Annotated in this window: 13 protein-coding genes; all 13 read right to left on the reverse strand. The window is 43.1% G+C overall.

Annotation, left to right across the window (positions count from 1 at the left end):
• Nucleotides 1-137: 137 nt before the first annotated feature.
• The 13 genes from ACBR23_RS17275 to ACBR23_RS17335 all read right to left on the reverse strand — a co-directional run bounded on the left by ACBR23_RS17275 (nt 138) and on the right by ACBR23_RS17335 (nt 15,258).
• The gene (locus tag ACBR23_RS17275; RefSeq protein WP_371115178.1) at nt 138-650 is read right to left on the reverse strand and encodes a hypothetical protein; all 513 of its coding nucleotides are present in this window, start codon (nt 648-650) and stop codon (nt 138-140) included.
• 75 nt (nt 651-725) lie between these two features.
• Nucleotides 726-2,090: a DUF1822 family protein gene (locus ACBR23_RS17280; protein ID WP_371119399.1), complete on the reverse strand. Its 1,365-nt coding sequence runs from the start codon at nt 2,088-2,090 to the stop codon at nt 726-728.
• A 17-nt stretch (nt 2,091-2,107) separates the two neighbouring features.
• Complete coding sequence (locus ACBR23_RS17285) at nt 2,108-3,382, reverse strand: hypothetical protein (RefSeq protein WP_371115176.1); 1,275 nt, start codon at nt 3,380-3,382, stop codon at nt 2,108-2,110.
• A gap of 81 nt (nt 3,383-3,463) precedes the next feature.
• Entirely contained in the window at nt 3,464-4,768 is a 1,305-nt protein-coding gene (locus ACBR23_RS17290; protein ID WP_371119398.1) for a hypothetical protein, read from the reverse strand.
• A gap of 254 nt (nt 4,769-5,022) precedes the next feature.
• Nucleotides 5,023-5,763, reverse strand: coding sequence for a hypothetical protein (locus tag ACBR23_RS17295; protein ID WP_371119397.1), 741 nt, complete (start codon nt 5,761-5,763; stop codon nt 5,023-5,025).
• A gap of 305 nt (nt 5,764-6,068) precedes the next feature.
• Nucleotides 6,069-7,064 carry a hypothetical protein gene (locus ACBR23_RS17300; RefSeq protein WP_371119396.1) on the reverse strand — a complete coding sequence of 332 codons (996 nt, stop codon included), beginning with the start codon at nt 7,062-7,064 and terminating at the stop codon, nt 6,069-6,071.
• A 187-nt stretch (nt 7,065-7,251) separates the two neighbouring features.
• Nucleotides 7,252-9,078, reverse strand: a complete 1,827-nt coding sequence (locus ACBR23_RS17305) for a CHAT domain-containing protein (RefSeq protein WP_371119395.1) — start codon at nt 9,076-9,078, stop codon at nt 7,252-7,254.
• 23 nt (nt 9,079-9,101) lie between these two features.
• Nucleotides 9,102-10,319, reverse strand: a complete 1,218-nt coding sequence (locus ACBR23_RS17310; protein WP_371119394.1) for a DUF1822 family protein — start codon at nt 10,317-10,319, stop codon at nt 9,102-9,104.
• 11 nt (nt 10,320-10,330) lie between these two features.
• Nucleotides 10,331-11,092 (reverse strand): hypothetical protein, encoded by a 762-nt coding sequence (locus ACBR23_RS17315; RefSeq protein WP_371119393.1) that lies wholly within the window; start codon nt 11,090-11,092, stop codon nt 10,331-10,333.
• A 98-nt stretch (nt 11,093-11,190) separates the two neighbouring features.
• Nucleotides 11,191-11,751 (reverse strand): NYN domain-containing protein, encoded by a 561-nt coding sequence (locus ACBR23_RS17320; RefSeq protein WP_371119409.1) that lies wholly within the window; start codon nt 11,749-11,751, stop codon nt 11,191-11,193.
• Nucleotides 11,752-12,465: 714 nt separating this feature from the next.
• Nucleotides 12,466-12,999 (reverse strand): hypothetical protein, encoded by a 534-nt coding sequence (locus ACBR23_RS17325; RefSeq protein WP_371119392.1) that lies wholly within the window; start codon nt 12,997-12,999, stop codon nt 12,466-12,468.
• Nucleotides 13,000-13,108: 109 nt separating this feature from the next.
• On the reverse strand, nt 13,109-13,285 hold the full coding sequence (locus ACBR23_RS17330; RefSeq protein WP_371115171.1) for a hypothetical protein: 177 nt from the start codon (nt 13,283-13,285) through the stop codon (nt 13,109-13,111).
• 254 nt (nt 13,286-13,539) lie between these two features.
• Nucleotides 13,540-15,258, reverse strand: coding sequence for a protein kinase (locus ACBR23_RS17335; protein WP_371115170.1), 1,719 nt, complete (start codon nt 15,256-15,258; stop codon nt 13,540-13,542).
• Nucleotides 15,259-15,896 lie beyond the last annotated feature (638 nt).

Below are 15,896 nucleotides of genomic sequence, written 5' to 3' on the forward strand. Positions count from 1 at the left end.
TTTTTTACCCCACCCCAACCCTCCCCTTATTAAGGGGAGGGAGCAAGAAATTCACAAATGATTTAGGATTGCTATAGTTTATAGTGCGAATTTTAAATCGAGAAATCTGTGGACTAAAGTTCGCACTACAAACATTTTTAAATCGCACAACCGGCCCGGCGAATTCTATTCAAACCGCCGCAAGAATCTCTATCGCCACGACTGCATTCACCAGCAAGCCGCATAATTACCGACATCGGCGGGCAGCCTCCACCGTTGCGATTCATCGGAAACATTTGGTCGAGCATGATACCACCTTCGACAAACATTCCATTGCCACCACCAAAGGAAATGGGAATCACACCGGTGGCAGCCCCAGTACCGCAAGTTGTCGGCTGAATGGTTAAATCTGCCCCTCGATTGGAGGTTCGCCGGAAGGAATTCTGGAGGGTGCTGTTGGGGATACAAATGTTCATTGTTTGACCGCTAAAGCCGACACCTCCCATGCCGCCGTGCATCCGCACCTGCCCGCAAGACATGGAGTCGCCAACTCTCAGTTGGGCTTTGGCTGCGGTTGTTGAGAGGGTGAAGATAGCTGCAAGGAAGACGAAGACAGAGATGGGCTGGAAGCTGAACGGGGCTGGTGTTTGGCTATTTGAACGGGCGAGCATTTTTGGCACTCCTTCCATCGATTGTGAATGTTGGTTACATTTCTTTATCGGGTAAAGAATGACAAATTATGCAGCCTAAATCGCGAAATTGTCCGTAACACTCAAATCACCGAGCGCTACCTTAATGCTGAAAGGCTCTCCTGCTTCACCGCTGAATTCCAATTGAATCCAATTATCGGCACTCCGCGCTTGAGCCTCCAAAAAAACTTCTCCCGATTCACTATCAATTACAATCAGTTTTGTCCCCGCTGGCAGATAGGTTTGTGCAACAGATAGGGGATACAATCTGATGAGAACTTCGGTTTTTTCGGTATTTTTTTGGCAATTGACAATCAATACAACAGGATTACCCGCCAAGGAGATTTCTCTCACCTTACTTGCGCTAAGGGTTGGCGATTCGGTGTCAGCCGTGCGGGAACGGGGGGCGCTGGCAAATCTAAAAATTAGATTTCCTTCTTGGTTGCTTAAAAATGATTCCAGACTCTGCCAGTTGTATTGAAAATTACTTTCAGAATTTTGCAACCATTCATTTAAACTGATTAGACCAGTAGTAGTTGGGGATGGGGGAACCATTGCAGCTTGTGGAATTTGCCCTGGGGCATCACTGCTTTGATTAGTTGAAGACTCGGAATTAACAGATTCATCTGAGTTATCCTCACCCCAAATTTCATCTAATTTGTCTAGCAACTCTTCAGCTAAATCTTGCAGTTCTGTTTGTTGTGAATCATCAAACTCTTCTCTATCTGCAACAGGTGTGCTACCTCTGAAAGCAACACCTTTTGTTGTTGGTAAATAACTCGCTAAAAACTCCCCGCCCGCATAGCGTCGCTCGTATTTGTTATAGGTGCGATATATCCGCTCCATTTCAGTGACGATTTCAGGGAGAGATTGCTCGTTCAACCTCTCTCTAACTTTCACCGCTACGGGGTTATGACTCTGAAAAAAATCTAGGGCTGTTTCTAGTCGGTGCAGGTGGTCTAAAAATGCTTCTAGGGGCTGAAAACTATCACAAGAAACTTGCTCCATCATTTCTAAATGGTTGATGGTTGGGTAAAAGCCAAAGAGAGTTGCTTCTCTCGATGATTCATCTATTTCTACCGCCACATAGCCAATCCGATTTTCCCAAGTATCAGCCGGAATATAACAGTTTTCATCGGCCGGTAACACGGGACGGCATTCTAGCTTCCCAATACCTGCTATTTCTAAATCGGCGACATCCATCAAAGGCTGCATGGCTGGATTTAGACTATCGGAAGCTTCTAAATCGGTTTCAATGCCCAAACACTGACAGTAGGTATCCACTGCATAAACTGCCAAAGTATTTAGATAAACTTGTCTGGCTTTTGCTGGACTTTCATATTGCTCTTGAAAGGATTTTGCTAGTTTCAATGCTTTTGATGTCAGGGGTACTGCAAACATCGGACGACTGGTGTATGTCATGGCTGTTTTCTCCTAATTTAGTCTTCGGTGTTGTTTTTATTTCTGCGAGTTCGCTTCTGCGGTTTGGGTATCAGTTGAAAGGAACTGATACCGTCGAGGTAAAAATATATCAGTTCGGTGACATTGACTTGTAACTGTCTGGCAAGAATTGTCCAAGATTGCACCCCTTCCAATCGCGATCGAATTATTCCTTTGAAAGTAATGTTAGGGCGATCGGGCATTCTTCTTCTATTATACTTCCCTTCAGAGTCGGTGACAATTTGTTCGACAACAGATTGTGGCAAGGCTAATTGTGCTTCTAAATACTCTTCGATAATTGGCTGGAAATAAGAGCAAGCACGGGTGTAAAAAGGACTGATTGTTCTCTGAGCATTGACTCTATTCCCAAAATGTTCATCAATTTCTTTTAGACTAGCCTCTTTAAACTTTAAAATGGCGATCGCACGAAAGTTAACATCAGGAAAACCTCTAATATGCTGGCCCGTAAAAATGCCATCTGGATCTTGATGGATGATTTTAATCACCTCTGGAGATGGCTTTGAGTCGGCTTTTGTTTTAATTCGATCGAATCTCGTTTCACTTGCACTATCATCATCTTGATTTGCAATCGGTGCATCTCCTGAAACTACGTTGAGTCGCTGGCGGATGATATCAATGAATCGGAATTGTAAATAACGAGCAAACCAGTTCCAAAACTTGAGAGGTCGATAAAGTTTCTGGACTTCATCGCAGAAAGTATTCCAGGTTTGTTGTAAATCAACTTCGCTATTTTGAATATTTTGGCATAAATTTTCACAGGAGTGAGCTAGGTTTTGAGCTTTTTCTGGCGGATAGGTTTGAGTTTTCTTGTTTGTGCGTTTTTGTATAAAGCTGCGGCGAAATCTTTCTACTTGTTGGTTGAATTCTGAATAAACTTCGGGAGTTCGCTGTGATGGTGATGCTTCGCTAAACTTCAGCCATGCTTTATACAATTTGGAATCTACTCCTTTCTTGAAAATATTAATGTTCTTTAATATCTCTTCTTGAGTAATTACTACAACATCCGACCAATCCTCCTCAAAATCACCTTCTAAAATTGCCATATATCTGTCGCGACACCGCTTTTTGATGCCACCTAATCGCCGTTTTGCCTCATCATCAGTAGGTCTTGACTTGCGACCTTGTAGGGTTGAGCTAGGAAGCATAATGTCCCACAAATATCCTATAATTTTGCGCCTTCTTGGATCGGTATCTTTGGGATATGATTGGGCTTGGGATACAAGTTCTTGGAGGAGGCGATCGAGTTCGTGCATGGGCGATCGGGTTCAGTAAAAAAAGGGATGCTCTCAATTATACCAAGAGAACACCCCCCACCTCACCCAATCCCGATTCTCTTAAGCCGCATCGCCCAAGTCGCCCCCAAAGTCCTCATGGCCCTCCTTCCAGTTGCGGTAGGCTTCGTCATAACGCTGCTGCGCCGCCATGATGTCCTCCTCACATTGTTTAATTTGGGTTCCGTAACGGTGGGCGATTATCTTCAAATCTTGCGCTAAAATCTCTTCTAACTCAGCGCTTTTCTGCTGCACCCACTGCTGCCGCATTCGATCGACCTTTTGCTGCTTTTCCTTGATTTCGTGAGGTGCACCAATCATTTCAATATCAGGCGCAACAAAGGCGTTTTCCAGTTCGGTTTTGTCGGCGCGAGATTGAAATAACCGCTGTTCGATCGCCCGATCGCGCTCCAGTTCCAACTCTTTTTTGCGATCGCGACCCATGCTAATATCATAGTCCGCTTCCGCCATCGCCATATTCTTCAGCCGCCCATTGCTATCCCCCTCAGCAATGTATTTCATTAAATAGTCCAAAGATGCTTCTTGGCTTTCTTTATCAGCCAGGAGTTTTTCAACTTCCGCTTCTGGCATTCCTTCGCGGGGGAAAACACAGCCCAAATACTTTTCAATTAAACGGGCATACTGTTCTGGTAACTCAAAACGATCGCTCTGAAAAGCAGCGGCCAACCAAACAATAGTAACAGGCAAACTGGCGGCGATCGCTTCTATTAAAATCCCCCCTGGCAGGCCCATTTGTACTACAATCCACAGCGCTGTTGAAAATTCCGCCGCACTCAGCGTTCCTGCTAAAATGGCATCGATAGCCAACTGTTTCTGTAGATTTTTGCCTTCGACTTGTTGGATCAGTGCCTTTTGAGTGCGGTAAAACAGTTCGTCTAATTCATTAACAGGAGATTGTCCTTGCTGGGCGATCGCGCTAATTTCCTGTTTTGTACCGTGAGCAATTCGCATATTTGTAAATACTTTAGTAGCGCGATCGTCTACTAAAAAACTAGCCAATGCACCGCCTCCCATTGCAGCAGGTAAAGCAGCCGGGCCCAAACGCGAAGTTAGCACTTGCGTTCCCGCACTGAAGGTAAGCGCACCTATTACTACTACCACAAATTTTGTGGCTTGTTTGGTAGTCGGTGAAGATTGCCGGGAGACTATGGGATTCATGTCTTGAATGCGGGCTTCGGCAATCCGAGTTTCTGCTGAGTTGGCAACTCTTTCGCTGATATTTGCTCGTAGTCCTCTGGGGAGGCGTTTAACTACTTCTTGGGGAAATTGCCGCCAGCGATCGACTATTTGCCAGATATGAAGTTGAATTTGATTACGATCGTTATTCTGCGGTTGATTTGAATTCATGGTCTTTCCTTTGATTTTGCTTACAATGTTTAATCGTTTAATTTGTGAGGAGTTATGCGAATTTTTGAGGAAGTTACTTAGGACTTATACACGGGGGTCAGAAACCGGGTTTTTGAATGAATCTGCGGAATGCAACAAAGTATTTTGAGAAAAACCCGGTTTCTTTGGTAACATTGGAGGGGCAGAAACTGGGTTTGTGACTGAATCTGCTGGCTACAACCAAGTATTTTGGTAAAAACCCGGTTTCTCGGCTCCTATCGAGAACCCAGTTTACGAGAAGTTTCCAAGGCTAAACTGACACAGTTAGAAATGTCTTTGAAATCGCAAATTTGCACCTTGCCTTCGGATGTTAAATTAGTCTCTAGCTGGTTTTTGAGGGTTTCGTCTTCAACCATGAAGGCGATCGCCCCATTGTTTTCGGTAATGCTATGGACAACGGTTTTAATCCGCTGAATGTCTTTCGGATTGGGTTGGTTTGGGCCCGGCTCGTCGTCTTGAATGGCGATGGTTACTACGACTGGTTTTTGATTCTTGCGGGCGCGTTCTTTTTGGACTGTGTTTTGGATACGTTCGAGGAGTAAAATTAAAGAGGTTCCTGGGTGTTTGTTGGCGATCGCCCGTTTTGGATCTTTACACTGGCCCAGGAGAGATAAACTGTTAGAAATGGAGATATTTTGGGTAGTGACAGGGCGATCGGCAAAAGACATAGAAATTGCTACATCACCGGGTTTATAATGTTGAATGCTGGCTTGACAGTGTTGTTGCCGCTGAGCTGTATAAGTTTCAGCCGAATCGGAATTATCGTCAGCCCGGATGTGGATGATGCGCTGGGTAGTAAACTCAACAAATAGGGTAGCGCCAACTACGCCCAAACCTAGAAGAATTGCTGATAGAATCAGGGGGGATTTGAACCAAGATTGATTAATTTGGGTGCGTGCGGCTGGGGGTTGCGGGCTGCGACTGGTGTAGCGCGTGGGGTGGTAGTATCGGCTCATGGCTGTTGGTTTGCTAACTGTGCTACTGGTATATCGAAGAGAGTCGCGGCAGTTATGCGAGTTGCTGAAAATGATGAAAATGCCCCCATGTTTTCATCTGAGGCTATTATTGCGCCATTGTCAAAAACCTGTAGGGGCGGGGAAAGCCAACAGCCTTAACGGGATGATATTTTAGCAGCTTTACTATTTGCTACTCGCTTAACTCAGATAAAAAGTATTTATAAAATTGCCCGATGAAGATTAAAGTATTTATAAAATTGCCCGATGAAGATTCTTGTAGATGCTCAGTTATTCATTTTTTTTTCTTAATTTTGCTTCCGATTGGCAAAATGATCTCGCAGTAGTCGATGAATGAAGAGGTAGCCCCCGCCAACCTTTTGTAAAAAAATGCGCTCAGTGGCGTGGTCAAGGAAATGAGCATAATTCCAAGGAATATATCCATAACAGCGGAGTAAAAATCGTATAAAAAAGTGTTTAATAACAGATTTTACATTGATAAAATACATCATTAATACCGTGTAAATTCCACCTATCAGCGCAGATAGTAAGCTAGTTCTTAAGTCAAATCTTTGCCACATAAATATTCCAAATAGCCCAAAAGCACCAATAAAAATATAAGGCAGAGAAAGTAAAGCTGAATTAATTGCTGTCAGTCTAATTCCTTGGTTGGGAAATGTTTTTTTATCTATACTTAAATTCGGCCCCTCCAGGGCTTTCCCTAAAATAATTGGCAAAAAGCCCGCAAGCAAGCCACTTTCCATGATTTTCCAAAGCTCAAAAGTAATCCATTCCCGATTAAAAAATAATTTGAATATTTCAAGAAATATAAACAATAATAGAAGGCTAGAAGGCAAGATTCTCAGAAATTTTTTCCACGACCATTTTAGAGTTTCAATCATTTCAATTTCTACGATTTTATTACTAAACAATGATTCGGTGTTCGTGACAATAGTTATCGCCATTAAAATTAGTCCAGCAATAAGTCCTCCCCAAAGAGAAAGTTTAATATACTCTAAACTTTCTTTAACAAACAAACAGACTATTATAACTGAGAAGTTGATTAATGAAAATAGTGCGAAGCCATTTGTGAAAGCGTAGAGAATAGAATATATATTTCTTTGTAAATCCGATTTAAACCAATTAATTTGAATTTCCTCAATTAAAAAGATAGTTTTAGACTTTTGCTGCATCTGATATGCAAGAAAAATCAGCCAGTCCTCAGTCTGATCTTTTAAGTAAGGTTGCTCTGTACCTCCCTGATTGGGATCTTTTGCATCTTCTTTCTTACGACGGTCAAACATTCGTTGAATATATCTGTCAAAAAGATGTTTTCGTCTTTCTTCACATGAGTTCATTCTGGGCAAATCTCTATCATTCCAGTACGCCCATGTCATCACATTTAGAGTTAACGGTGACTTCGCTAATTCTTTGAGTGTTACATCAGTTTTTAATGCCGTTTTTAATCCTGTTAAACCTGAGCCAGCCTTGTCAAAGATAGTCTTCTATTTGTAGCTCTTTCAGATCGTCTATAAAAATAGCTCCTTGAAATTTAAAGCGCGTTTTGAGCCTCTGATAGTCTGCAATACGACTGCACACAACAACTTCGGTTTTTCCATACATTTGAATAAACTGATTAATTGCTTGAATGCAGGACTCCCGCCGATCTTCGCGAACTTCATCTAAACCATCTAAAAGGGGTAACAATTTTTCACGACTAATCCAATCCTTGCTCAAAGCTTTAGAAACCCTATATTTTCCCCAAAGTTCTTCCACTAGCCAATCAAACAGGGTTTGCCTCCCACCTCTCCAAGTAGATAAATTAAATACTACTGGAATTGGCAGATCTATATCTTGTTCAGCATGAGCAATCCGATCCTCAGCAAATTCTAACAAGCTGGTAGTTTTTCCTGATCCAGGTTCGCCCAAAATTAAAAGCGCTCCCCCCATTCCCATGCGTTCAAAGACATCGATAATTCTAGTTCCTGGGTCTAATTTTCTTGTCAGTTGTTCGGGTGTTTCCCATACCATACCCCAAGGATGTGCGATCGCGTCCAATCTCTCCTCTAAATCCAGTTCTATGCGGAGTCTGCCGTGTAGCGACTTTTCTAGTAAGCCTTCTATCCAGAATTCTTTAACTTTATTTAAAAGAGTCACTTCGTTATCATCCCGCAACTGCGATCGGCGACTTGTAGAACGAAATCCTTGACGCATTTCAAACCACGTCATAGGAAGTTCAGCAGGATTTTGACAAATTACCGGCAACCAACTAGCACCCGGAAATTTTTCGTTCCAGTTTTCTTCGAGCTTTTGTCGGGCTTGTCGGACGGAAGCATACAAAGACCTCCCGCGAGAATAAGCTTTGAGAAAATGCTTCAAAAAGTCTTGTGCAACCTTATCTTCTACAGATTCTCGCATCACAATGATTTGAGGAATGTGTAAGTTTGTCAGTTGCCGTGCTAATCCAAGTCCATCGCAAGAGTTAAAAACTGCTAACTTCAAACCCCGACTAATCGCACTTGTGAAAGCATCGTTTAAGTCAGCAATGGTTATGTTATTATCAGTTGAATTAATATCCAAGTAACCAGTTTCTTTTTTGGTGTTACTATGTCCTGTAAAAAAGAGAACGTCCCAGTTGTCTTCCTCAAGCTTTTCAATTAATTTTTCCTTTGTAGGCTGTTCAATAGTGGTTACATCAGCCCCCGGCAGTGCATTTATTTCCCGCAGATCTGCGGCTGTATCCAAATCCTGACTATTTCCAATAACAGTTAAAACTTTGACTCGATCCTTGCTAGCAGGCGGATGAGTTTCTGGTTCTTGGAACTCTGGCAAGCTAACCGCAATTTCTGTCCGAGGAAAATTTTTAGAAAAAACTTCCCACAAATGCCAAGGCAAGCGCTGCAATTCCAAGTTTTCAGTTTGAATAATTACTCGAATTTCGTCGCTTTTATTTAGATATCTGCCTAACTCTCTGCTGATTTTTTGAACTTCTTTATCTGTTACGCTCAGCCAATTATTGAGGTTTTTTGCGAGGATATCGGCAGACTGACGAGAATTAGTTTTTGATTGTTTTACTGTTCGGGAACTGCGACCTCGCAAATTACCATTCGGATCTGCTTGAGATTTGTCTTTACCAGTATCGATCAGAACAAAAACTTCCTTCCAATCTTTATATTGTTTGAGTATTTCTGTCGCTGGGTTCAGCTTTGCTCTGAATTTAACAGCAGGATTCAGACCATCTTGCCCTAAAGAAACATTGACCCTAAACCCTTGTTCAAAGTCACCTTCTAAAAACTCAAATACAACTAGCTTACTCATTCGTATTAACCTATAAATTGTAGTTAAATTGCAAAAGATTCCGTAATGCTGATATCGTCGATCGCTACTTTGACACTGAAGCGATCGCCCTGATTCCATTTCTCCAATTCGATTTTCATCGAGTCATTTGTTTCCTCGGCTTGGTCTTGTGAAAGAATCTCTCCTGATTCATCATCTACAATAGTTAGTTGTAGACCTTCGGGCAGATGAATTGCACGACCCGCTGGATACAAACGTAAATGAATACTGAATTCATTTTCAGAGTCTAGGCCAACCGAAACTAACAACGCTACTACATGACTCCCTAACTCAATCAACTTAACACGACTAACCTCTTGTGATTGTTCTCCGCTTTTAAGAACAGTAGTTAAAACGGCTTCCTTGGGCTGCCAATCTTCCCTGAATATCCCCTCAAGCCATTGCCTCAAAACCTCTACTGGCTGATTTACAGGTTCTCCACCCCAAATTTCATCTAACTTTTCTAGCAACTCTTCTGCTAAATCTTGCAACTCAGTTTGTTGTGAATCATCAGACTCTTCTCTATCCACAACAGGTGCACCACCTCTGAAGGCAAAACCGGGGTGTGCAGGCACATAACTCGCTAAAAACTCCCCGCCGGCATACCGTCGCTCGTATTTGTCATAGGTGCGATAGATTCGCTCCAATTGAGTAGCAATCTCTGAAATTGGCTGGTCTACTAATCTTTCCCTAACTTGAATTGCTACCTCTTCATCGCTTTGCAAGAAAAACTGGGCTGATTCTAGGCGATCGATATAATCAATTAATGTTTCTATTGGTTGAAGACGGGAAATTTCTATTGTTTCAGGCGGTGATTGTGGATCTATTGCTGGATAAAATCCCAACAACTGCACCTCGTTTAATTGTTCCTGAAATTGAACGGCAATATAGGCAATTCTGTCCTCAGTGACTTCGGGTGGTATAGAAATAGCAGTTTGTCCAGGTAAAACCGGACGACATTCCAGTTTACCCAAATCGGGAATTACCAAATCAGCCACATCATTAAAGCATCTGATAACAGAATGCCAACTGTCGCCTGCGCTTAAATCAGTTTCAATTCCCAGCCATTGCAAGAAATGACGAACAGCATAAACTGCCAAAGTATTTGTATAAACTTGTTTGACCTTTTCTGGTGTTGATTGTTGAGAAGCAAACTTATGAGCATCTTGGTGAGCTTGCTTAGAGAGTTGAATTGTCAGTTCACAATTATCTATATTTTTCATGATGTTTTTTCCTACTTGCTACTAGACTTTTTTGAAATCTCTTCTAGACGTTGTTTGCATTTTCTATTCCAATGAGCAGTGACAGTTCCATAGGGTATTTGCAATTCTGTCTCTATTTCCCTCCATTGCTGAGGTGGGGTTTTCAACAAACGTCTTTGAATCAGTTCGTAACAAGTACAATGGGGGTATCCGTTTGGATGACATACTAATGATTCTATCAGACGCTTCAGTTCTTTTTGTTGCTCTTGATTCTCTTGCAATTCTTCTTCAGCCAGAATAATTTCAAGGCTATTAAGATTTTGTTGGTCTGCTATGGTATCTTCTATCGTTCCTCCTTGATTGATACCTGCTGGATCGCTCAGACTCACTGTTCTTTGTCGATTCTTTTGCCCACGCTTGACATCGTAGCAATCTCGGTTGAGAATCATCATTACCCAGCTAATAAATTTTTTGCGGACATTCCCAGCATCAGAAGGATTTTTACAATCTGTAGTTTCCAAGTTCAAGCGGTAATTTTGAGGAAACTTATTAATATTGCGCTTAACATCCCTTTCTGTCACCGGGAGAGCTTCATCATAATAGGGTTGCCAACCTTTATCGAGATATCTCTTAATTTCCGGCAAATGATCGATCGCGAGTGCTAGTGTTTCTGCCTTTTCAGGAGAGTGCAAGGCTTCTCGGATCAGTTGACATAACGACGCATCATCCATAAGGGCGTGAATCAGAGCAAAAAAAGGGATGCCCCCAATTATACCAAGAGAACACCCTCCCATCTCATCCATTTCCCATTCTCTTAAGCCGCGTCGCCCAAGTCGCCCCCAAATTCCTCATGGCCTTCCTTCCAGTTGCGGTAGGCTTCGTCCTACCGATATTATCGATGCCCGTTGTATAAGTCTTGCTTACAAATCTTCCCCTTAATCTCCTCCAAATCTACATAAGAATCCGCCACATCAATCAACGCCTCACTCGTCATCGATCGCAAACTCACCACCTCCACCCTAGCCCTGCAATCGCTTACCTTACCCAGCGCACAAGCCAAATCTCCATCCCCACCCACCAAAACAACCGTGTCGTATTGCCCAGCTAAACTAACAATATCCATCGCCATCTCTACATCCAAATTAGCTTTTTTAGATCCATCCGGCCGCTGCAACACCGGCTTAGACACTACCCGGAACCCGTGATGCCGCATCCACAACAAAAAGCCCCGCTGTTTCTCATCCGCAGCTTCTACTCCAGTATAGTAAATAGCCCGAAATAAAGTATCGTCTCCTACTAAATATTTGAGGAATTTGGTATAATCAATTCTGATTCCCAATTCCCCGATCGCATAAAACAGGTTAGCGCCATCAATAAATATGGCAACTCGCCCGCGACCTGTTTTTGCCGGTACGGATGTTAACCGTTTGAGTGCGGCTAGTTGCTGCTGCATTTCATCGAGTTTCTGAGTTCGATCGCCCAATTCATCCGCGCGATCGTCCAAATCAGTTACCCACTGTTGCAATTGCGTAATTTGCCCCTGCAACTGTGCTTTCTCCAAAGTCAAAATTCGTTCCTGAATCGAACCGATCGCGATCGCATCCAGCCGATTTTCCCTTGTGCTAACCGCCGCTATTTCTGCTGTCGCAGCCGCCAAACGCTGCTGCAAAACTTCCTCAAAACGGCGGCGGTTAATTACACTCAACCCGCAGCACAAAGATAGGGGAATTGCAACCATTGTCTGTTGGGAAACCGCCGCGATCGCCGCTGCGGCCATAGTTCCCCAAAATGCCGTCTGTTCCGCGATTTTGAGCTGCTGGGAGTCGATCGCCCGCAACAACTTTTTACCCCAAAATTCATTTTCTGACAGTCTCACGCCCTCAGAATGGGCGCTAACAGGTGGGCGGCGAAGTGCGATCGAATTAGCCATTTTTCACAATCCTCAGTAGTTGACAGTTGGTAGGGGCGATGCCCCCGCGATCGCCCTCATAGTTGAAAGTTGACAGTTGTCCTTAGTCAAAAGAGATCCCCCCCAGCCCCCCTTAAAAAGGGGGGAGCAAGAGTCTTAAAGTCCGCCTTTTCAAGGGGTTGAGACTTCTTCAAAGTCCCCCTTCTTAAGGGGGATTTAGGGGGATCGAATTTAACGGGAAATGGCAGAAAACAAGCCCTAAGTATCGTGTTGCCGGCGATGGGCGATCGCCTCTCCCAGCAAATTCAACAATTCATCTGGCATCCCATCTAACCAATGTGCGGCTAAGCTTTTGGGCCCCGGATCGACTCCCGTGGCTAACACTGCATTTAATCTAGGCATGGCGATCGAGTCTACCAACTCAATCAAACCACTCAAACACCGATTAAACAAACGTTCCGTTAACTGAGAATCCTCGATCGGCAACTCAATAGAAGCGCGAACTTCGCCATCTGTAGGGTCATATTCAAACCGCAGCATCTTGACTTCCCAACTAATAGCTAGCATAGTTTGAAACAGGACACCCTTATGAAGGCAATCTTTCACCGCCAGCAATTGTGGCGCAACAAATTGCAGAAATTCGCCATTTTCGCTAAGCTGGATGCAGATGCCAAAATCATCGATATTTTCAGCTTTGACACCAGTAATAATCCGACATTTATCAGCATCGAAATTGTATTTCCGGCCGCGTTGTTCCAGACAGTGGGCAATAAAAGCAAGGGTGGTAGCCATGAGTTTCGGGTTCCTAATTTATAGTAGATTTTCGGGTGGATAGCAGCGCCTTTTTCCGCTGCTATTTGTATATCGCTCCAGCAATCAAGAATTATGCGATCGATTGCTGTTATTTGCCTGGTGGAGTTTTCGGACATTCGCATTGGGCTGTGGTGGGGATGAGAAGTCGATCGCCCGGTGCGGCCAAAGCAGCGCTCGTTTTCGGCTCTAAGTAGATAGTGCCGATCGAATTGGCAACTAACAGCGAAATCAAGGCTGTTTCTAAGACGGTAAATGGCCTTTGCATAATTGACTCCTACTTCAACAGGGGTAAACAAGCTTGAGGTTTTGCTTCCCTCTGTTTATTTATCGGGAGTGTTTGGAGTTTTTTATGCAAAGATGAGCCTATCGCCCTGATTTTTCCGTCTATAATCCATATTCCTGGACGCAAAAAACCCGGTTTCTTCCAAAAATCGTCGGTTTTTTCGACAAATATTCAGGCAGAAACCGGGTTTTTGGTCTCCTGTGCGTCCAGGACCGATCCATACAAATCTTTGTCTCTCAAGGTTTTTGGGTAATTGTCACCCCATCAATTCCCTGAACTTCCAAGCGCTTTTTCGTTTCAATCAGCCAATTTTCCACTTCGGGTTGATATTTTTCCTTGGGAGCATATCTCAGACAGTTGCGCCAAGCCCTTAATGCGCCGCTGTTATCTTGTTTAGCTTCTCGCACCCGCCCCAACAGACAGTACGCAGCAGCCCGATCGCCCAAAAGTGCGATCGCGGCATTTAGTTGTATTTCCGCTTGTTCATAATCCCCCAATTCCAACAAAGCCCAGCCCATATTCTTGTGCAAAATGGACTTTAAGTCCACTTCTTTAACAAGTTGCAATCCTGTTTGCAATCGGGGAATAGCAGCCGAATATTGTTTCTCCAAAATATCCAACCTTGCTAAATTATTCAGGGATTTTTCAGGCAAATCTTTGAGAGATTTTTTATAGCTATTTCGCGCTGAATCAAAGTCCCTATTTGTTTCAAAAATCAAGCCTTGAATATAATGAGCTTCCCCCAAGTTCGGTTCTAAAAAAAGTGCTAAATTTAGATAAAACTGAGCATCTCCTAACCTATCGGCTGTATAATTATCATGAGCGCAATTATTCAAAGAAACAGCCCACTGAGGAGCAAATAAGTTAAAAACGATAATTGCAAAAGATAGCGATACACCTAGCCCTAGGGAAGCCAGACGATAATTAATCCGAGTCCATCTAATATAACGCTTAAAAAAATTAAGTTTACTTCCACCTTGACCAAAGAAATTAGCAACAGTTAAATGACAGCACTCAATTTCAGCTAAACGCTGCAAAACCGTGCTGGGATTTTGGGGGCGACGGTGAGATTCAACGGCCATCATCTCATCTATTAAATCGGCAAACTTTACTGAAATTTGTGTTGCTAAGTCTCGCCAGATTAACTTTCCTGTTGCTGTTGTCGCTAAATTATCTGGGCAATACCCAGTTAGTAAATATACAAAAGTCCGCCCCAAAGCAAACAAGTCAGATTTGGGAATTGCAGCGCCATTTTCTTGTTCTGGAGCTGTATAACCTAATGAGAAAATCAGCGTAGTCTCTCTATTTTCATATTTATCGATATAGGTATCAGAATTTATTTGGCGGGCAGTACCAAAGTCAATCAATACTAGACTACCGTCAGGACGGCACATAATATTACTCGGTTTAATGTCTCGGTGGAAAAAACCTTTTCTGTGAACTGATTCTAAAATTTTAGCGCTTTGTCTCAGCCAATCGATCCCTCGTTCTTCAGAAATTGTCCCGTTTTGTTTCAGCCATTGTTCGAGATTTTTGCCTTCTATTTGCTCCATTGCTAAACAGTGGAGATTATTACCATTACTGGTTTCAAAAGTAAAGTACGCTCCCGGAAAAACTTGAGGTACTGCCAGAGATTTCAGATACCGTAATATCATTTCTTCTTCCTGAAACAAGCGAATTACATTGGGATCGCTATTGTGGGTTAGCACTTTCAAAATTTTGGGAATATAGCAACCATACTCGCCATCTTCCAAGTCTTGTAATTCAAAAATTTCGGTGCTATCGCTTCCATGTTGTAGCTTTCTCACCGCTCGATAGCGATTGTTGATTAACAATGAGGTGTTGCAAGCAAGACAATTATCCAAGCCATCAGGGTTTTGACGATGTTTGCACCTAGGATTGATGCAGTATTTAACACTCTCTTCTCCCAACATTGGTTCATCAAAACAGTTCATTTTTGCCTCATCATGAATTTGGTTAAAATAACTAAACCAAGACTTATACCATTTCTCTAAAATCCTGCAACAATCTTTGACCCCCCCTAACCCCCAGGGCTGTTTCATTCTCTTGTAGGGGCAATCCCCCCGTGGTTGCCCTGATGCCTGAAACAACTACAAAATCGTGGATGAGGAGGGTAGGCACGCACCATCCACTACCCCTACAAAACGATGATTTGTTTGAGAATGAAACAGCCCTGCCCTAACCCCCCCTTACAAAGGGGAGGGAGAAGACTACTGTTGCATTCTTTTTTAAAATTGGTATGAGACACTGCCTAAATCTTAGGTAATGGGTAATTGGTAATTGGTCATTAATCATTAATTTACAAGTCATTTTTAGCAGTTTGTAGTTTGCAACCATTACCCATTACCCACCTAACTGAGAAAGGCTATATTATACCATTTTCATAAAGTTCTTACAGATGTAGTTCAAAGCCCCCCCGCGAGTTCGGGGGGGGTTGGGGGGGTAGCATTGGTGTCAACTTAAGGTCAAAGGTAGCCACAGACTGCTGTTTGACTATTAAATCTAGATCCCCCCTAGCCCCCCTTAAGAAGGGGGGGATAAGAGTCCGATCTTTCGTCCCCCTTCCCCCATC

Source organism: Microcoleus sp., from assembly GCF_041354475.1.
In the GTDB taxonomy this organism is placed as follows: Bacteria; Cyanobacteriota; Cyanobacteriia; order Cyanobacteriales; family Microcoleaceae; genus Microcoleus.